Here is a 19,090-nt window from a genome sequence, read left to right as displayed (position 1 = left end):
CTTCGTGAAGCTGCTGCCCCTGACCCCCGACGGCCAGACCCCCGTCCGCGTCCTCACCATCGCCGGCACCGATTCCGGCGGTGGCGCCGGGATCCAGGCGGACTCGCGGACGATGGCGCTGTGCGGCGTCCACGCATGTGTCGCGGTCGCCGCGGTGACGGTGCAGAACTCGGTGGGGGTCAGCGGCTTCCACGAGATTCCGCCGGAGACGGTGGCCGCGCAGGTGCGGTGCGTCGTCGACGACATCGGGGTCGGGGCAGCGAAGACGGGGATGCTGGCGTCGACGGCCATCATCGAGGCCGTCGCCGCCGTGTGCACCGAGGTCGGGATCGGCCGGGACCAACCGGTCCCGCTGGTCGTCGACCCGGTGTGCGCGTCGATGCACGGCGATCCGCTCCTGCACGCCGAGGCGCTGGACGCCGTGCGAAACACGCTGATCCCGATCGCCACGGTGGTCACCCCGAATCTCGACGAGATCCGGTTGATCACCGGCATCGACGTGGTGGACGACGCGACCGCACGCCGGGCCGCGGAGGCGCTGCACGCACTCGGCGCGCAGTGGTCGATCGTGAAGGGCGGGCACCTGCGGACGTCGGCGTCGAGCACCGATCTGCTGTTCGACGGCGACCGATTCCTCGAGTTCAGCAGTCCCCGGATCGACACCGGCAACGACCACGGCGGCGGCGACACCCTCGCGGCCGCCATCGCGAGTGCACTCGCCCACGGATGGTCCGTGCCCGACGCGGTGGCGTTCGGCAAGGAGTGGGTCACCAAGTGCCTGGAGGCGTCGTACGACCTGGGTGCCGGTCACGGCCCCGTCTCCCCCCTGTGGCGCCTGCGGCACCCGTGAGTACTTATTAACGTCCGGCGGTTAACAAGTACTCACGGGCGGCGGAGCCGCAACCGCCAGATACCGAGGTCCGAGGGCACCCCGCTGGGGGCGGGGGCGAAGAAGGCGCGCCGCCACGGCTTGACCCCGACCCCCAGGTCGTCGAGGGTGCCCGGCTGCAGGCTCGACAGCGTGGCGGACGACGCCATCACGTTGCCGTCGCCGCCGAGTTCCATCATGCGGGCCGCGACGGTCACGTCGACACCGAGCCAATCGCTGCCGATCTGCCGGGGCGAACCGGTGTGGAGGCCGACGCGCATGCGGGGGCGGTAGCCGTCCACCTCGACGTCCGCGAGGGCGTCCTGCGCGGCGAAGACGGCGTCGATCGCGCGGTCCGGGCTGGAGAAGACGGCCATCACACCGTCGCCGAGTCGTTTCACCACATGCCCGCCCCGGTCGACGATGGGGGTCTCGACGGCCCGGGCGACGTCGCGCAGCAGGGCGAGGGTGGCGCTGTCACCGGCGGGCAGCGACCAACTGGAGAACCCGACGAGGTCGGTGAACACGATGGTCACCTCCCGTGTTCCCCGGCCGCGTCCGGTGCGCTCGAGCAGTGCCTGCCACACCTGCAGCGCGCCGAGGCTCATCTCGCGGGACGCGCCCGGCTGGTGATCGAGGAAGCGGTCGGCGACGCGGGCGATCGCCCGCGCGCTTCCGGGGCCCGCCGTCGACAGTGGGTCCCCGAACGCGGGATCGCCGGGGAGCGCGCGACGAATCTTCCGCAGCCCCTCGATCAGCTGTGGCTGCCGGTTGACCGATTCCACCCAGCCCAGCACCTTGTCGCCCCGTTTCGGTGTCTGCGCAGCGCCGTGCTCGGCACTGTTCTCTTCGGCGGGGTCGTCGCTCACGAGAGTAAGAGTAACTCAGCGTCACATGCACAAACCCGTGACGAATCGGACATCACTCGGTGGCCCGCGCCTTCTCCCGGTCCGCGCCGATGGGGACTCCGTTCGGCCCCGCGAGCGACTCCGCGTACACCCCGACGGCATACGCGACCGCGGCGGCATTCTTGGCGAGCGCGGCCCTGTCCACGTTCTCGAGGGTATCGGTCGCGCTGTGGTAGTTCTTGTCGTACACGACACCCGGGGTGCCGCCCCACTTCTGCGCCTGCTCGGGGGTCTTCGTCTCGTCGGCGCCGCTGAACACGCCGCCCGACGGGATGCCGTGCTCGATGAACGGACCGTAATCGGATCGGCCGTCGAAGTCCGTGCCGTCCGCGGCGATGCCGTCGCCCTGCAGGAACTCGGTGAACGTGCGCTCGATGCCCGCGGATCCCTCGGGTCCGGGCCCCTCGCCGACGTTGTCGGAGTTGTCGCCGTCGTAGGCCAGGTAGCCGGCGTTCTCGGAACCGAGCATGTCGAAGTTCAGGTACAGCGCGATGTCGTTCCGCTGCTCCTCGCTGAGGCTGTCGACGTACGCCTCCGATCCGAGCAGACCCAGTTCCTCGGCGCCCCAGAACGCGAAGCGCACGGCGTTGTCGACGTCGGGCGAACCGCCGAGTTGCACGGCCGTTTCGAGGGTCGCGGCGACGCCGGTGCCGTTGTCGTTGATGCCGGGGCCCTCGGGGACGCTGTCCAGGTGCGCGCCGACCATCACGACGTCCTCGGTCGAGCCGGTCTTCGTCTGGGCGATGACGTTGCGCGCAGTGCTCGACTCGGTGACGGTGTCGAGCGTGAGGGTGACGTCACCCCCCGCCTGCTCGAGCGCGGCGCCGTCCGCCTTGCTCACCCCGCCCGTGGGCACCTTGCCCACATCCGGGTCGCCGAGGGTGCCGCCGCTCATCGGTCCGTCCTCGTTGTTGACGACGATCACGCCTGCGGCACCGCGCTCGGACGCCACCTGCTGCTTGGCCGCGAACGGGCACACCCCGCGGTTCACGAGGACGATCGCGCCTGTCACGTCGAGGCCGTCGTAATCGGTGACCTCGCATCCCGGACTGTCGTCCTTCGGGGCGGGCACCAGGCGGGCGGTGAGCCCCTGCGGACCGGTCGACGGTGAATACGACATCGCCCGGACGTCGAAGTCGCGGTCGCCGGACCGCAGGGCCTCCGTCCGCACGTCGAACTTGTGGAACTCGAATTCCGGGGTCTGGACGTCGAAGCCCTTGTCTTCCAATGTCTGTGCGACGTAGTCGACGCTCGCGTCGTAGCCGGACGTTCCGGCTGCGCGGTTGCCGTCGTTGCTCTCGGCGATCGTCTGCAGTTGCTCGAGGTGCCCCACCACACCGCTCTCGGTGACCGAGGCCGCGAGAGCGCTCGCGTCGACCGGCGGCGAATCGGGTTCACTCGTCGACGAGCACCCGGCCAGGACCATCGCACCGGCCACTCCGACTGTGAAAACTCCCCGTAGTCGCATGTCGGGAGCCTAACGCAGAAGCACCTGTGGGCCGGCGCGAATGGATTTCGCACCGGCCCACAGGCTCCCGCCCCACCGTCACCCTCAGCCAGGTCTCCCGACGATCACCTGGCGGAGGAGCAGGGCGAGATTACTGTATCGGGTGTCAGGCGTCGCGCTTGTTGACGACCACCAGTCCGGCCCCGAAGATCACGAAGACGAACACCGCGAAGTACACGAGGCTGCCCCACGGGCCCCAGTGGAAATCGACTCCCTGCGGCGCTCCCAGGAAGTTGTTGGCGTTGAGGAACGGCAGGAACGGCATGATCTTCTGGCCGAACGAGCCGAACAGGTTGAACAGGCTCTCGATCAGCAGCGGCCACAGCAGCAGCAGGGCGATCGCCCCCGCCGACTGACGCAGCAGGGTGCCGACTCCGACGGCGAGAACCACGCACAGGAACGCGTAGATCGGGACGCCGTAGATCGACCGCCACGCGTCCGCACCGGTCAGGGTGAGTGCCGCTCCGGCCTCGTCGCCGGCCGTCGCCTTCGCAATGGCGTACGCGCCGAACGTGAGCACGAACGTCAGCACGGCGCCGAACGCGCCGATCAGGCCGGCCTTCGCGACGAGGACGGACGCCCGGTTCGGGATGGCCTGGAACGTGGTGCGGATGACCCCGAACCGGTATTCGCTGGTCACGGCCAGTGCCGCGAGGATCATCAGAACCAGCACACCGAACCCGGAGACACCGCCGACGGCGTCGGACATCTGCGGCAGGAACGGGTCGAAGTCGGGTTGCTTACCGTCCGCGATCTGGTTGTTGAACGTGTTGATGCTCGCCTTCGCGCTCAGCCCGATGACCGCCGCGAGACCGAGGCCCAGCACGATGATGATGACGGTGCACCACCACGGCGACCTCGTCGACGTGATCTTGATCCGTTCGGCATTGAGAACAGCCATTACAGTGCACCCCTCATCACATCTTCGACGCCCTCTGCGTGGTACTGCACGTCGTCTCCGGTCAACTTCATGAAGGCGTCCTCCAGCGATCCGCGCTGAGATGCCAACTCGTGCAGGACGATGCCCTGCGAACCGGCGATCCCGCCGACGACGTCCGTCGACGAATCCACCACGACGAGCGCCTGCTGCCCGTCGGATCCGTCCTCGCGCACGGTGAGTCCGTTGGACGTGAGCGCGCTGCGCAGCGCGTCCAGCTGTGGGCTCCGCACGCGCACCGTCGATTCCGAGGACTTGCTGACGAACTCGGACACGGTGGTGTCGGCGATCAGACGCCCGCGGCCGATGACCACCAGATGTTCTGCGGTGAGCGCCATCTCGGACAGCAGGTGGCTCGACACCAGCACGGTGCGGCCCTCGGCGGCGAGGCGCTGCATGAACTTCCGGATCCAGACGATGCCCTCCGGGTCGAGCCCGTTCACCGGCTCGTCGAACAGCAGCACCTTCGGATCGCCGAGCAGCGTGGCGGCCAGGCCCAGTCGCTGGGACATGCCGAGCGAGAATCCGCCGGCCTTCTTCCCCGCCACCTCGGTGAGCCCGACGAGGTGCAGCACCTCGTCGACCCGGCTCTTCGGCAGCGAGTTGGACGCCGCCATCCACTGCAGGTGGGCGCGGGCCGAGCGATTGGGRTGCACCCACTTCGCGTCGAGCAGAGCCCCCACCGTCCGCAGCGGCTGCACCAGGTCGCTGTACGGTTTGCCGTCGATCAGCGCGCTGCCCGCCGTGGGGCGGTCCAGCCCGAGGATCATGCGCATCGTCGTCGATTTTCCTGCACCGTTCGGGCCGAGGAAGCCGGTGACCATACCCGGCTTCACGTTGAACGTCAGGTTGTCCACCGCCTTCGTCGCACCGAAGGTCTTTGAAAGTCCCCTCACTTCAATCATGTGAGAAGAATGCCGGAACCTGCGGCCGGTGCGCATCGGCCGCAGGTCTACTCCCGACTCGTCCCCTGGTACCGGTCGGACCCCGAACCGGACCCCGACTCGACCCCGAGTTCTACGACGACGCCTGCGCCCAGAACCGCTTGGGGATGCGGCCCGCGTGCCGGGCCTCGTACCCCGCCACCACGGCCCCGCGCATCGCCGACGCCATGAGCGCCGGATCCTTCGCCCTGGTCACCGCCGTGGCCAGCAGGACGGCGTCGCAGCCGAGTTCCATCGCGAGGGTCGCGTCGCTGGCGGTCCCGATGCCGGCGTCGAGGATGACCGGTACCCCGGCACCCTCCACGATCATCTCGATGTTGTGCGGGTTCGCGATACCGAGCCCGGTGCCGATCGGCGAACCCAGCGGCATCACGGCCACGCAGCCGACGTCCTCGAGCCTGCGGGCCAGGACCGGGTCGTCGGTGGTGTACGGCAGGACGACGAATCCGTCGTCGACCAGTTGCTCGGCGGCGCTGACCAACTCGATGGCGTCGGGCATGAGGGTGCGTTCGTCGGCGATGACCTCGAGCTTCACCCAGTCGGTTTCGAGCGCCTCCCGGGCGAGTTGCGCCGTCAGCACCGCCTCGGCCGCACCGCGACACCCCGCGGTGTTGGGCAGCGGCGCGATGTCGAGCCGGCGCAGCAGGTCCAGCACCCCGGTGCCGCCGACGGCGTCGACGCGGCGCATCGCGACCGTGGTCAGCTCGGTGCCGGACGCGACGAGCGCCTCTTCGAGCACCGTCAGGTTGGCGGCGCCACCGGTGCCCATGATCAACCGTGAACCGAACGTGCGGCCCGCGATCGTGAGGCCCTTCTGCACGCCGGGCGTCGCGTCAGCCACCCTGCACCGCCGTGAGGATCTCGATCTCCCAGCCCCGGACCACGAGCTCGTCCCAACGGGCGCGGGGGAACACGGCGCCGTTCACGGCCACCGCGATTCCCTTGGTCGGCAGGTTCAGCACCTCCAGCAGCCCGGTGACGGTCAACGGTTCCGTGAACTCGTGATCCTCGCCGTTGACGCTGATGCCGATCGGCACCACTACTTGCTGCTCACTCATCTCTACCTCGCTACTTTCTCGAAACGTTCGGGGTCTGCGGCTTTCGCCTCGACCAGTGCCGAGCCCTCCAACAATGCCACCGTCGCGTCGGCGGTCACCGGAGTGAGCAGGATGCCGTTGCGGCCGTGTCCCGTCGCCACCACGACCCGATCGGACACCCGGCCGATCAGCGGCAGGTTGTCCGGGGTCATCGGACGCAGACCCGCCGAGGTCTCACGCAGTTCGTACTCGCCGATGGCGGGCATCAGCGCCTCCGCGTCCGCGATCAGGTCCCGCACACCGGCCACCGTGACCTGCGTGTCGTTGCCCGATTCGTACTGGGTGGCTCCGACGACGATGCCGTCGGCACGCGGCACCAGGTAGGCGGGTCTGCCGTGGACGCTGCCGCGGATGGTCCGGCCCGGCGCGGGGGTCACCCCGGGACGGGCCCGCAACCGCAGGATCTCGCCCTTCACCGGGCGCACCGGAAGTCCCGGCCACAGTGCCGGTGACGCGATGCCCGCGGTGACGACGATCTGGTCCGCGCCCAGCCCGTCCAGACTGCGCACGGCCTCACCGATCAGCTCCACCCCGGCGTCGACGGCACACCGTTGCAACGCCTGCAGGAGCAGCCTGTTGTCGACGGCCAGTTCGTCGACGGCCAAGAGCCCTAACCGGACTCCGCGACCCAGCATCGGCTCGAGGGCGCGGACCTCGGCGCGATTCAGGATCTGCAGATCCCGGCCCTGCGCCCCCACCCACTCGGCGATGGTCCGGAGGTCTTCGGCGTCGGCGCCGTCCAACGCGACGGTGAGCGAACCCTCCGACGTGAACAGGTCGACGCCGGCCCCGGCCTCCAGTTCCTTCCCGAACTCGGGCCACCGGTCGAGCGACGCGCTCCCCAGTTCGAGGACGCTCTCCTCACCGGGCCAGCCCTCGGACAGCGGGGCGAGCATGCCGCCCGCCACCCAGGACGCTCCCGAACCGATCGACGGGTCGTACAGCTTCACCGACCAGCCGTTGCGGGCTGCTCGCCACGCAATCGACAGGCCGATCACTCCGCCTCCGACGACGGATACCGATCTCGCCATTGAACTCCACCTCACTTCCTGCGCCGGCATGATCCGGGTCAGGTATGACGGTCGGGCTCGGCGTGAGCCCCTCTCAGCCCCACGTTCCCCGGGACTCCCGTGTTGCACTTTCACCGTAGAGGCTACCGTCATGCCGTGACCACCTCACATCACAGCAACCTCACGGACCGTCGGCGCCGCCTCGGAACAGCACGTTTGTACCTGTGCACCGATGCTCGGCGCGAGAAGGGCGACCTGGCGCAGTTCGCCGAGGCCGCGCTGTCCGGCGGCGTCGACATCATCCAGCTCCGCGACAAGGGCTCGGCCGGTGAGAAGAAGTTCGGCACGATGGACGCCAGGGACGAACTGGCGGCACTGTCGGTGCTCGCGGCCGCGGCCAGGCGGCACGGGGCGCTGCTCGCCGTCAACGACCGGGCCGACATGGCGCTGGCCGCAGGCGCCGACGTCCTGCACCTCGGCCAGGGCGATCTGCCCGTCCCCTACGCGCGGACCGTCGTGGGTTCGGATGTGCTGATCGGCCGGTCCACGCACAGCCGCGCCCAGGCCAGCCTCGCGGCGATCGAGGACGGCGTCGACTACTTCTGCACCGGACCGGTGTGGGCGACCCCCACCAAGCCCGGGCGGACCGCGTCGGGCATCGACCTGGTGCGCTCGACCGCCGACTCCGCGCCGAACCGCCCGTGGTTCGCGATCGGCGGCATCGACGAGTCCCGGGTTCCGGAGATCCTCGCCGCAGGCGCCGACCGGATCGTCGTCGTGCGGGCCATCACCGAGGCCCGCGACCCGCAGGCCGCCGCGCGCTCACTGTCCGCCCTGCTGCAGCAGAACGCGTAGTTACGCCTGCTGGAGCCAGTCTCGCACCGTGGCGGGCGGTAGGACCACGACCGTGGCGGGCAACTGTTCGATCAGCTCGGGGTCGGTGGTGACGACCGCGGTCACCGTCCCCAGCGTGGTGCCGTGACCTGCCGGTTCGGCGAGGCGACCGACCGTGTCCAGTGCCTCGAGCACCTCGACGCGCGGCAGCCACCCGTAGGTGCCGTCGGGCAGGTGCACGGTGCGGGGCAGTGCCTTCGACAGCTGCGCGAGCGCGCCGCTCTCACCCAGCACGTCGTACCGGTCGAGCAGCAGCCGCACCTCGGTGGTGCGCAGTTGCGGCCACCCCGCTTCGAACCCGGGGTGCAGTGGCAACCCGGCGACGTCGGTTTCCCGCACCCAGCGCAGTTCGGTGCTCTCACCGTTCGCGACGGTGGGCAGTGGACGCTCGGCGTCGGCGATCACCGTGGTGTAACTCCAGCCGCTCGCGGCCTTCATGGTGACGACCTCGGTGCGGACTCTGATGGCCGCACTCTCGATGCCGGCTTCCTCGTGCGCCTCGCGTACCGCGGCGTGGGTCGTGGTCTCGTGGCTGTCCCGGGCACCGCCCGGCAACGCCCACGTCCCGCCCTGGTGGCTCCAGGCCGCACGGTGCTGTAAGAGCACGGCCGGCGTCTCGTCCGGGAGCGGCGCACGCAGCAACAACCCGGCCGCACCGTGCTTGCCCCAATGACGACTGCCGTCCGGCCCGGTCGCCCAGCCGTCACCGTCACCACGCATCGACTACCCCTGTCCGACCTGATGGGTCTCCCTGCAGTTCCCTCACACTAACGGTTTCTGCCGGAAGTGCCCGATATCCCCAGTCACCGACTCCTGCTTATATGCTCCCCACAAGGTGCGGCCGTGACACGGGAGGGGTGCGACGTGGTTCTGCGTGAGGCGCCGTCGATCGAACCCCACGGCAGCCGCGCCCTGTCTGCCGCCGCGGACGACGACGTCGACCCCGCCGTCGCGCGTCGTAAGGAACTTCGGGCCTTCCTGGGGTCGACACCCGCCAAGCTCACCGCCCTCGGCGCGCTCCTGGTGCTGCTCACCCTGACCGCCGGATTCGTGGCCGCGTCGACCGTGAACGGCAGGGAGGCCACCCTCGACAGCGTCCTCGCCGAGACCGAACCGCTGTCGTTCTCGGCGCAGAACCTCTACAGCGCCCTGTCGGTGGCGGACGCCGCGGCCACCACCGCGTTCATCTCCGGCGGTCTCGAACCCCCCGAACTCCGGGACACGTACGCGCAGGCGCTCGGCACGGCCTCCGCCGACCTCGTGTACGCGTCCGGCGGGCTCGCCCCCAGCGACGTGGACAGCAGGCGCCTTCTCGCCTCCATCTCCACCGACCTCAGCGTCTACTCCGGTCTCGTCGAGACCGCGCGGGCCAACAACCGCACCGGTCACCCCGTGGGCGCGGCCTACCTCAGCGAGGCATCCACGCTGATGCAGACGAGCATGCTGCCGAAGGCCCAGGAGTTGCACGCCCGGCAGGAAACCGACGTCGCGGACATACAGCGGGACTACTCCCGTCCACCCTGGACGGCGCTGATCCTGGTCCTCGTCGCGCTCGTCGCGCTGCTCGTCGCGCAGGTCGTCCTCGCACGGCTGAGCAGGCGCACGTTCAATCTCGGGTTGATCCTGGCGTCGTCGTGCACCGCGATCCTCCTCGTGTGGATGCTGGTCGCCGGGTTGGTCTCCTCCCTCGACACCAAGCGGGCGCTGACCCAGGGCGCCCGACCGATGCACGAGTTGACCGCGGCGCGCATCCTGGCGCAGCAGGCGCGCACCGAGGAGACGCTCAAACTGGTCCGCCGGGACTCTAACGGCGACTACGACGCCGTCTTCGAGGACAAGTCCGGTCAGCTCGACACCCTGCTGTCGGGCTATCCGCACGACGGCGACCGCGCGGTCGGCCACGACGAGGTGGTGCGGGCCGAGGACGCCTGGAAAAGCTGGTCTTCGGCGCACGATCGCATGAACGAGATCCTCGCGAAGGGCGACTTCGTTTCGGCGGCAACGGTTGCCATCGGGCCGGGACCCTCGGATTCCGCGGCCCAGTTCACCGCCGTCGACGATGCGCTCACCGACGGGATCGGGACCGCCCGCGACCATCTGCGGTCGAACGTCGAGTCCGCGGCCCGGGTGCTGACCGCACTCGGTTCCGGCGCCCTCGTCCTCACGCTCGTCGCGTTCGCCGGAATTATCATCGGGTTGTGGCCTCGGTTGAGGGAATACCAGTGAGGCGGCACCGGATCGCGCTGGTGCTGCTGGCGGCCACGTTGCTGATCGGCGGGTGCGCCGAGGCCGCTCCGGAGCACGTCGGATCGCCGAACGTGTCCTACACCGAACCCCCGCTTCCCGCGGCCGCGGCACCGGCCCCCGAGACCAGCGCCGCCCCGCCTGCTCCCGAGAAGGACTGCGGCGACCCCACCGCGAGCCTGCGCCCGTTCCCCGACTCCGACACGCCGATGCCGACGGTCGACGCCATCCGCGCGCGGGGGCGTCTCGTCGTCGGCCTCGACACGGGCAGCAACCTGATGAGTTTCCGCGCTCCCGCGACCGGCGCCGTCGAGGGCTTCGACGTCGACGTCGCCCGGGAGATCTCGCGGGACCTGTTCGGCGACCCGGACCGGCTCGACTACCGCATTCTCACGTCGGCGAATCGTGAGAAGGCGCTGCAGGAGTCGATGGTCGACATCGTGGCGAAGACGATGACCATCACCTGCGACCGCAAGGAACGGGTGGCGTTCTCCTCCGAGTACTTCGAGGCGCAGCAGCGGGTTCTGGTCGTGAAGGGATCCCCGATCCGCAGCGCCGCCGACCTGGGCGGAAAGCGGGTCTGCGTCGTCCGCGGCACGACGTCGCTGACCCGGTTGCAGAAGGTCGCGCCGACCGCCGAGATCCTCACGGTCCCCATGTGGTCGGATTGCCTGGTGGTCCTGCAGCAGCGGCAGGTCGACGCGGTGAGCACCGACGACACGATCCTCGCCGGCCTGGCGTCCCAGGACCCGTACCTCGAGATCGTGGGGGACAGCATGGGCGCCGAACCGTACGGCATCGGCATCACCAAGGCGAACGAGGACCTCGTGCGGTTCGTCAACCGCACACTCGAACGGATCCGCAGCGACGGAACCTGGACCAGAATGTACGACCAGTGGCTGTCGGTGCTGGGCCCGTCCCCCGCCCCGCCGTCCGCCGTGTACCAGGACTGAGGGGACGCATGCCGCAACATTCGAAGAACCCCGAGTCCACCGACCCGGACCTCGCCACCCAGGCCGCGGTCCGGGAACCCGAGGACGAGGCCACGCAGGCAGCAGTTCGGGAAGAGCTGGACGAGGCCACGCAAGCAGCAGTTCGGGAAGAACTGGACGAGGGGCCGGCCACCCAGGCGGCGCCGACGTCCCGGCCGTCGGGTGCGTCCGGCACCGGTCGCTCGACGCGGTCACCGCGCACCCGGTCCGGGCAGCGCCTGCGTCTCGGCGGCGGACTCGTCGAGGTGCCCGTCGTCAAGACACTCGACCCGGCGTCGGCGGTGATGACCGACCCGAAGGTCCCCGAGGGCAAGCGCTTCTGCTGGAAGTGCAACAAGCCGGTCGGCCGCAGCGGCCCCACGTCCGAGGCCTCCGAGTTCGGTCTGTGCCCCTCGTGCGGAGCGACTTTCGACTTCCGGCCGCTCCTCGATCCGAACGAACTGATCGGCGGCCAGTACGAGGTGCAGGGCTGCATCGCGCACGGCGGCCTCGGCTGGATCTACCTGGCCATCGACCGCAACGTCAGCGACAGGTGGGTGGTTCTCAAGGGGCTGTTGCACTTCGGCGACGCCGAGGCGCAGGCGGTGGCGGTGGCCGAACGCCAGTTCCTCGCCGAGGTGGCGCACCCGAGCATCGTGAAGATCTTCAACTTCGTGGAGCATCCCCGGTCGGACGGAACCCCGATGGGCTACATCGTCATGGAGTACGTGGGCGGTCATTCGCTGCGCGACGTCCTGTCGACGCACATCAGGCCCGAGCGCATGCCGGTCGAGCAGGCCATCGCGTACGTGCTCGAAATCCTTCCCGCACTGACATATCTACACTCCACCGGTCTGGTGTACAACGACCTCAAACCCGACAACGTGATGGTCACCGAGGACGCCCTGAAGCTGATCGACCTCGGCGCCGTCGCCGGCATCGAGGACTACGGGTACCTGTACGGCACGCCCGGGTATCAGGCGCCGGAGATCGTCAAGACCGGCCCGACCGTGGCCTCCGACATCTACACGGTGGGGCGCACACTCGCAGTGCTGACGCTCGACATGCCGTCCGACAAGGGCCGGTACCTCGACGGGATCCCCTCCCCCGAGCAGGCGCCGCTCCTGACAGAATACGAGTTCTTCCACCGACTCCTGTTGCGCGCCACCGACCCCGATCCGAGCAGGCGGTTCGCGTCCGCCGAGGAGATGGCCGGTCAGCTCACCGCCGTACTCCGCGAGGTGCTCGCGCAGCAGACCGGCGAGGAGCATCCCGGACTGTCGACCGTGTTCAGCAAGCAACGAACGACTTTCGGCACGAACGAGGCCGTCGAGCAGACGGACGTGTACGTCGACGGCGTCGAACGGGACAGGAATCTCGACCCGCTGTCGGTGGCGCAGGCCCTGGCGGTGCCGCTGATCGACCCGGCCGACCCCAACGCCCAGCTCCTGGCCGCCGCGGTGCACAGCGAACCGCAGCAGACCCTCGATTCCATTCGGCACGCCCGCGAGAGCGGTATCGAGCGGGTCGTCGGCGACCTGGACGTGTCGTTCTCCCGGGAACTGACCCTCGCCGAGATCAAGGCGCACCTCGACCTCGGGGACGCCGCCACCGCGACCACACTCCTCCGCGACCTGGAGGCGGAGATGGGCGGGAACTGGCGCGTCGACTGGTACGCCGGACTCGCGACGCTGATCGACGGCGAGTACGAGACGGCATTCCCCCGGTTCGAGTCCGTGCTGCAGGCGATGCCCGGTGAAACGGCTCCCAAACTTGCCCTCGCGGCCACCGCCGAACTGATTCTGCAGCACTGCGAAAGCTCCGATTCCCACCGGTGGCGGACCTTCGCCGAGAAGTACTACCGGACGGTGTGGCGCACCGATCACAGCCTGGTGAGCGCAGCATTCGGGCTGGCCCGCCAACTCACCGAACGCGGAGATCTGCCCGGCGCCATCGCCGCGCTCGATCAGGTTCCCGCGACGTCCCGGCACTTCACCATGGCCCAGATGACGAGTGTGCTGATGCTGCTGTCCGGCAGGCCGATCGAGGAGATCGACGAGGCGGCGCTGCGGGAGGCGGCGCTCCGCGTCACCGCGCTCGCACCCGAGGAGAGCCGGGCGCTGCAGATGCGCACACTCGTGCTGGGCACGGCGCTGGACTGGATGCGTGCCGGTCACACGTCGGCAACGGAACTCGAGCAGATCCTGGGGGTGCCGTTCACCGAACGGGGACTACGCAAGGGCGCCGAGGCCGGTCTGCGGGCGCTGGCCCGCAACGCCCCCGAGCGCACCCACCGGTACACGCTGGTGGACCTCGCCAACGCCATCAGGCCCAGGAGCCTGCTGTAACACTCAGACCCCGACCAGCTCCACCGCGGCGCGGGCAATCGCGAACTCCTCGTTGGTCGGCACGACCAGCACCTGGACGTCGGACTCGTCCGCCGAGATGCGGCGGGCGTCCCGGGAATCCGCGCGGTTGCGGTCGTCGTCGACGACGATGCCGAGGCGGCCCAGCCCCGCCAGGCTGTCGCGGCGGACGTCGACGTTGTTCTCGCCGACTCCCCCGGTGAACGTGATGACGTCCACGCCGCCCAGTTCCACCAGGTAGGCGCCGATGTACTTGCGGAGCCGGTGCACGTACACGTCGTAGGCCAGCGCCGCGTCCTCGTCGCCCTCGCCGACGAGTGCCAGCAGCGCCCGGAAGTCGTTGACCCCGGACAGGCCCTTGAGTCCGGAGTGCCGGTTCAGCAGGTCGTCGATCTGATCGACACCCATGCCGCTGCGGTGCAGGTGCAGGATCACCCCGGGGTCGACGTCGCCGGACCGCGTGCCCATGACGAGACCCTCGAGCGGAGTCAGGCCCATGGACGTGTCGACGGCCAGTCCCCCGCGGATCGCGGACGCCGACGCGCCGTTCCCGAGGTGCAGCACTATCTGATTCAGCTCCGACAGGCCCCGGCCGAGGAACTCGGCCGCCCGCCCCGACACGTACTGATGCGAGGTGCCGTGGAAGCCGTACCGCCGGATGGCGTGCTCCTGCGCGACCGTCCGGTCGATCGCATACGTCGACGCCTCCGCAGGCAGCGTGTGGAAGAACGCGGTGTCGAACACGGCGACGTGCGGGATGTCCGGCAACTCCTCGCGCGCCACCTCGATCCCGATCACGTTCGCCGGATTGTGCAGCGGCGCAAGCGCCGACAGGTCCGAGATGGACTGCACCACCGCGTCGTCGATGATCGTCGGCTCGTAGAACACGTCGCCGCCGTGGACGATGCGGTGCCCGACCGCGACGATCCCCGCCTCCCGCAGCGGACGCCCCACCTCGGCGACGATGTCCGACACCATCTTCAGCCCCGCCCGGTGGTCGGCGATGTGGACGTGGCGCTCCGCCAACCCGGTGCGGTGGTGATAGACGATGCGCCCCTCGGGTTCCCCGATCCTCTCGATGAGACCGGACGCCGAGGACTTCCCGGTGTCCGGGTGGACCAGCTGGAACTTGATCGACGACGAACCGGAATTGACCACCAGGACGGAACCTTCGCTGCCTTCGCTCACTGCTCTGCTCCCTGCGCCTGGATCGCCGTGATCGCCACGGTGTTCACGATGTCCTCGACCAACGCCCCTCGCGACAGGTCGTTGACGGGTTTGTTGAGACCCTGCAGCACCGGCCCGACCGCGATCGCTCCGGCACTGCGCTGCACCGCCTTGTACGTGTTGTTGCCGGTGTTGAGGTCGGGGAAGATGAAGACCGTCGCCTTGCCCGCCACCTCCGAACCGGGCATCTTCTTGTCGGCCACGCTCTGCTCGATGGCGGCATCGTACTGAATGGGGCCTTCCACCAACAGGTCCGGCCTACGCTCCCGCACCAGTTTGGTCGCGGAGCGCACCTTGTCGACATCCGCGCCGCTGCCCGAGTCGCCCGTCGAATACGACAGCATCGCGATGCGCGGATCGATGCCGAACTGGGACGACGTCTGCGCCGACGAGATCGCGATGTCGGCCAGCTGCTCGGCCGTGGGGTCGGGCACCACCGCGCAGTCACCGTACGCGAGCACCCGGTCGGACAGGCACATCAGGAACACGCTCGACACGGTGGACACACCCGGTTGCGTCTTGATGATCTCGAACGACGGCCGGATGGTGTGCGCCGTGGTGTGCGCGGCACCGGAGACCATGCCGTCCGCGATTCCCAAGTGCACCATCATGGTTCCGAAATACGAGATGTCGGTCATCACCTCGCGGGCGCGGTCCACACTCATGCCCTTGTGGGCGCGGAGCCGCGCGTACTCCTCCGCGAACGGACCGGCATGTTCGGACGTCCGCGGGTCGAGGACCTGCGCTTCCGCGAGGTCGACACCGAGTTCCGCCGCGCGGCGACGCACCTGCACCTCGTCGCCGAGAATGGTCAACTGCGCCACCTGCCGTTGCAGCAGCCTCCCCGCCGCCCGCAGGATGCGGTCGTCGGCGCCCTCCGGGAGCACGACGTGCTTGCGGTCCCGGCGGGCGCGGTCGATCAGCTGGTACTCGAACATCTGCGGAGTCACCACCGACGGGATGGGCAGCTTCAACCGCTCCAGCAGCGTCGGCGCGTCCACCCGGAGTTCCATGACACTCAGGGCGGTGTCGATCTTGCGTTGCGAGCCGACCGCCACCCGGCCACGGGTCTGAGCGGCCGCACTGGCCGTGTCGAACGTGCCCAGATCGGTGGTGAGGATCGGCAACCGCGGCCTGAGGCCGGCCATCAGCTTCGCGATCGCCGGGTGCGGCACCAGCCCACCGTTCATGATGATGCCCGCCAGCGACGGGAACCCCTCGGCCTCATGCGCATTCACCATCGCCAGCAGCACGTCGGACCGGTCGGCCGGGGCAATCACCACCGTGCCCTCCGTCAGCCGCTCGAGAATGTGCTCGGCCGTCATTCCCCCGACCAGCACCCGCAGCGCCTCCCGGTGCAGCAACTCGGGGTCGCCGCTGAACAGGCTGCCGTCGATCGACTCGAGAAGTTCGGCCATGGTCGGTGCGACCAGCAGCGGGATCTCGGGCAGGCTCCACGCGGGCACACCGGTGGACGCCAACGCGTCGGTCACGGCGTCGAGTTCGTCGGGGTTGCATCGATTGGCGACCACGGCCAGCAGGTGCGCGTGGTGACCGGTCAGTTCACCGATGGCAAGTTGGGCGAGCTGCGCGACCTCCTCGGGGGTGCGCCGGACTCCCTTCACTGCGAGCAACACCGGTGCGCCCAGGTTCACGGCGATCCTGGCGTTGTAGCCGAGCTCGCTCGGGCTGGCCACGTCGGTGTAATCGCTGCCGATCACCACGACAGCATCGCACTGCGCCGCCACCTGGTGGTACCGGGCGACGATCTCGCTGAGCGCGCCCTCCGGGTCTGCGTGGACATGCTCGTACGTGACCCCCAGCGACTCCTCGTACCCGAGGTCGGCCGTCGTGTGCTCGAGGAGCAATTCGAGGATGTAATCGGTCTCCTCCGTCGACCGGGCGATGGGGCGGAAGACACCCACCCTCGCCGCCGACGCACACAGCATCTGCAGGACACCCAGCGCGATGGTGGACTTTCCGGTGTCCCCCTCCGGTGAGGCGATGAAGATACTCGAGGGCTGAGGACGTGCGGGTGGATTCACAGGCGAAGGTGTCGCGGGCGCAGCCATGGCCATAGCGTATCCGGACACCGCCGCTGGGTGATTGACACCGCTCCGTCCCGACGGTCAGATGGCGTATGGCCGAATCACCCTTCCCCGACGTCCGATGGGGCAGCGAGACCAGTTTCCTYCGCGAACCCGCCGCTACGTTTGCCGCCACCCGACCCGGATCGTGGGTGATCCGGAACCTCGCCGGAGTGGATCGCCTGCTCCTGCAGAAGAGCAGGGGACGCTTCACGATCCTCGGCCCGATCGCCGCACCGGTGGTCCTGCTGACCACCACGGGTCGGAAATCGGGCGCGCCGCGGACGAGCCCACTCCTGTACTACCGCGAAGGACAGCAGATCTTCGTCGTGGGCAGCAACTTCGGGCAGGATCACCACCCGGCGTGGTCGGCGAACCTCCTCGCCCAGCCGAACGCGAAGGTCACCATCGGCGGGAAGGACATCCCCGTCACCGCAACCCTGCTCGCGGAACCGGAGCGGACGCGGATCTATCGCGAATTCGACGAGATGGTGCGCGTCTACGGCGTCTACGAGCACCGAACGAACCGCACGATGCGGGTGTTCGCACTCACCGCCGCGTGAGACGTTCCGCGCGGCCGCGCCCCGGTTCGAACTCATGACGCTCGCAGATGCGCGATGAGGATCGCTTCGATCTCCGACCGTCGTGCCGCGGACGGGAGGCGCGGGGCCGCGGACCGGTAATGGTGCCCCGTCGGAGTGCCGAGGTCGAAGAGATGCGTTCGGCCATGCCTACCGACGGGGCGCGCGGTCCAGCCGTCGCCCTCCTTCGCGTAATTGCAGGCCGCACACAACCCGGCCCCATTATCTGCCGTGGTGGCACCCTTCTTGCGGCGCGAGAGAATGTGATCATGATGGCGGATCGGCGCATCACACCACGGCGTCCGGCACGTCCGGTCCCGGAGATCGATCAACTTCCGCAAGCTTTTCGGGAACGTCCGCGCCTGCGATTCCATCGCCGTCAACGACCCCGACACCGGGCACGAGTAAATCAACCGCAACGTGGTTTCGGTCTCCCCCTCAAGGGCGTCCGCCACCAGTTTCCGGGCGATCCCCGCCGGCACCGGCCCGAACCCCACCAGGTCCGCCGCCTCGCTCTCACCCGCCAGCAGTGTTTCGTCGGAGATCACCAGGTTCACCGCCACCGGCACCCCCGAGGTCACCGATGCCCCGGTGCCGCGGTCGAACAACAGATCCGCCATCACCTGATTCCGAGTGCGGCCACCGCTGTTCCCGGTGGCGATGAGACTGTCCGCGTCGCGCCCCAATGTGGCATGTAGGCAGACGGCCTGTTCCATCGGCAGCAGCACACTCAGATACGCCATCGAATCCGGCGCCGGCCGTGTCGTGACCCGCCGCTCCGAGACCGCCTTGCGGTACCGGGCCACGACCGCGGCCGCATCCAGTTCCACCGCCAGGGCCTTCGCCTTCGCGACCAGGCCGCGGTCCCCGACCCCGTCGAGAATGTCCGGGTCCGAACACAACCGGCGATCCACCACCGCACGATCCGCCGCCGACAGACCGGCTGTTTCCCCCACCAGGAGGGTGGCACGCCACTCGTTCAACCGACCGGACCGCAACAACGCCAACGTGTGCGGCATCTCGTGCACCACCGCCCGAGCGAACCCCAGATGCCGGCCGCCGCGGTTCGGGGACTCCCTGCGCGCCAACGCGATCTGTGAGGCGATACCGCGGTCCCACTCCGCCCGCGGCAACCCCCGAACCTTGCGGTCCTCCCGCATGCAGGTGGCGACATCGTCGGTGACCACCGCCTGCACCGCACACCCCACCGACTTCAGCGCCTCCACCGCGTCGAGCCACTCGATGCCCAACCCCGCCTCACCACACGGCCCGACACACCGCAACCGCGCCGTGAACGCCCGCAACTCCTCCAGATCCGGTGCAACCACATCCCCCACGACCAGCCCTCCCCCGAGGTTGTTCGAAACTTTGTTCGACTCTAGCAATCACCCATAACTCATGGCAATAGCCGAATCCGCCGTAAACCGCGTGCAGCGCAGCGCCACACGG

At 69.1% G+C, this 19,090-nt stretch carries 17 protein-coding genes and 1 riboswitch; of the genes, 6 read left to right on the top strand and 11 right to left on the bottom strand.

The window, feature by feature from the left end:
- The first annotated feature begins 4 nt into the window (after positions 1-4).
- On the top strand, positions 5-850 hold the full coding sequence (gene thiD, locus AC1DWT_RS13385) for a bifunctional hydroxymethylpyrimidine kinase/phosphomethylpyrimidine kinase (protein ID WP_072948494.1): 846 nt from the start codon (positions 5-7) through the stop codon (positions 848-850).
- Positions 851-882: 32 nt separating this feature from the next.
- Here thiD and AC1DWT_RS13380 read toward each other — a convergent pair whose 3' ends face one another.
- From AC1DWT_RS13380 to thiO, 7 genes are all read right to left on the bottom strand, one after another.
- Entirely contained in the window at positions 883-1,737 is an 855-nt protein-coding gene (locus AC1DWT_RS13380) for an adenylate/guanylate cyclase domain-containing protein (RefSeq protein WP_206013163.1), read from the bottom strand.
- A 52-nt stretch (positions 1,738-1,789) separates the two neighbouring features.
- Positions 1,790-3,244: a M20/M25/M40 family metallo-hydrolase gene (locus AC1DWT_RS13375; RefSeq protein WP_174705564.1), complete on the bottom strand. Its 1,455-nt coding sequence runs from the start codon at positions 3,242-3,244 to the stop codon at positions 1,790-1,792.
- Positions 3,245-3,389: 145 nt separating this feature from the next.
- Complete coding sequence (locus tag AC1DWT_RS13370; protein WP_206013165.1) at positions 3,390-4,184, bottom strand: ABC transporter permease; 795 nt, start codon at positions 4,182-4,184, stop codon at positions 3,390-3,392.
- Entirely contained in the window at positions 4,184-5,125 is a 942-nt protein-coding gene (locus tag AC1DWT_RS13365; protein ID WP_011594987.1) for an ABC transporter ATP-binding protein, read from the bottom strand. Before AC1DWT_RS13365 ends, AC1DWT_RS13370 begins: the two co-directional genes overlap by 1 nt.
- A 112-nt stretch (positions 5,126-5,237) precedes the next feature.
- On the bottom strand, positions 5,238-6,005 hold the full coding sequence (thiG, locus tag AC1DWT_RS13360; protein ID WP_072948501.1) for a thiazole synthase: 768 nt from the start codon (positions 6,003-6,005) through the stop codon (positions 5,238-5,240).
- The gene (gene thiS, locus AC1DWT_RS13355) at positions 5,998-6,222 is read right to left on the bottom strand and encodes a sulfur carrier protein ThiS (RefSeq protein ID WP_005251712.1); all 225 of its coding nucleotides are present in this window, start codon (positions 6,220-6,222) and stop codon (positions 5,998-6,000) included. The genes thiG and thiS overlap by 8 nt, the downstream gene beginning before the upstream one ends.
- Before the next feature lie 2 nt (positions 6,223-6,224).
- Entirely contained in the window at positions 6,225-7,292 is a 1,068-nt protein-coding gene (thiO, locus tag AC1DWT_RS13350; RefSeq protein ID WP_206013167.1) for a glycine oxidase ThiO, read from the bottom strand.
- Positions 7,291-7,403: riboswitch (TPP riboswitch) on the bottom strand. (Overlaps the previous gene by 2 nt.)
- A gap of 24 nt (positions 7,404-7,427) precedes the next feature.
- On the opposite strand from thiO, the gene thiE reads away from it, so the two are divergent.
- Positions 7,428-8,126, top strand: a complete 699-nt coding sequence (gene thiE / locus AC1DWT_RS13345) for a thiamine phosphate synthase (protein WP_072948505.1) — start codon at positions 7,428-7,430, stop codon at positions 8,124-8,126.
- On the opposite strand, the gene AC1DWT_RS13340 is transcribed toward thiE, so the two are convergent.
- On the bottom strand, positions 8,127-8,885 hold the full coding sequence (locus AC1DWT_RS13340; protein WP_072948507.1) for an NUDIX hydrolase: 759 nt from the start codon (positions 8,883-8,885) through the stop codon (positions 8,127-8,129).
- A gap of 123 nt (positions 8,886-9,008) precedes the next feature.
- On the opposite strand from AC1DWT_RS13340, the gene AC1DWT_RS13335 reads away from it, so the two are divergent.
- The 3 genes from AC1DWT_RS13335 to AC1DWT_RS13325 are packed head-to-tail and all read left to right on the top strand — an operon-like array spanning position 9,009 to position 13,728.
- Positions 9,009-10,391, top strand: coding sequence for a hypothetical protein (locus AC1DWT_RS13335; protein WP_072948508.1), 1,383 nt, complete (start codon positions 9,009-9,011; stop codon positions 10,389-10,391).
- Entirely contained in the window at positions 10,388-11,362 is a 975-nt protein-coding gene (locus AC1DWT_RS13330; RefSeq protein ID WP_095862465.1) for a glutamate ABC transporter substrate-binding protein, read from the top strand. Before AC1DWT_RS13335 ends, AC1DWT_RS13330 begins: the two co-directional genes overlap by 4 nt.
- Positions 11,363-11,370: 8 nt before the next feature.
- The gene (locus tag AC1DWT_RS13325; protein ID WP_206013169.1) at positions 11,371-13,728 is read left to right on the top strand and encodes a serine/threonine-protein kinase; all 2,358 of its coding nucleotides are present in this window, start codon (positions 11,371-11,373) and stop codon (positions 13,726-13,728) included.
- A gap of 3 nt (positions 13,729-13,731) precedes the next feature.
- Here AC1DWT_RS13325 and AC1DWT_RS13320 read toward each other — a convergent pair whose 3' ends face one another.
- Positions 13,732-14,934, bottom strand: coding sequence for an acetate kinase (locus tag AC1DWT_RS13320; protein WP_095862463.1), 1,203 nt, complete (start codon positions 14,932-14,934; stop codon positions 13,732-13,734).
- The gene (gene pta / locus AC1DWT_RS13315) at positions 14,931-17,051 is read right to left on the bottom strand and encodes a phosphate acetyltransferase (protein ID WP_095862462.1); all 2,121 of its coding nucleotides are present in this window, start codon (positions 17,049-17,051) and stop codon (positions 14,931-14,933) included. Before pta ends, AC1DWT_RS13320 begins: the two co-directional genes overlap by 4 nt.
- Before the next feature lie 62 nt (positions 17,052-17,113).
- Between pta and AC1DWT_RS13310 the strand changes: the two genes are divergently transcribed.
- Positions 17,114-17,623 (top strand): nitroreductase/quinone reductase family protein, encoded by a 510-nt coding sequence (locus AC1DWT_RS13310; RefSeq protein WP_072948516.1) that lies wholly within the window; start codon positions 17,114-17,116, stop codon positions 17,621-17,623.
- 32 nt (positions 17,624-17,655) lie between these two features.
- On the opposite strand, the gene AC1DWT_RS13305 is transcribed toward AC1DWT_RS13310, so the two are convergent.
- The gene (locus tag AC1DWT_RS13305) at positions 17,656-18,978 is read right to left on the bottom strand and encodes an HNH endonuclease (RefSeq protein ID WP_206013171.1); all 1,323 of its coding nucleotides are present in this window, start codon (positions 18,976-18,978) and stop codon (positions 17,656-17,658) included.
- Between the last annotated feature and the right edge of the window lie 112 nt (positions 18,979-19,090).

The sequence above is a fragment of the Rhodococcus sp. P4_B6 genome, from assembly GCF_056402215.1.
This window is presented reverse-complemented; position numbering and strand designations above follow the sequence as displayed.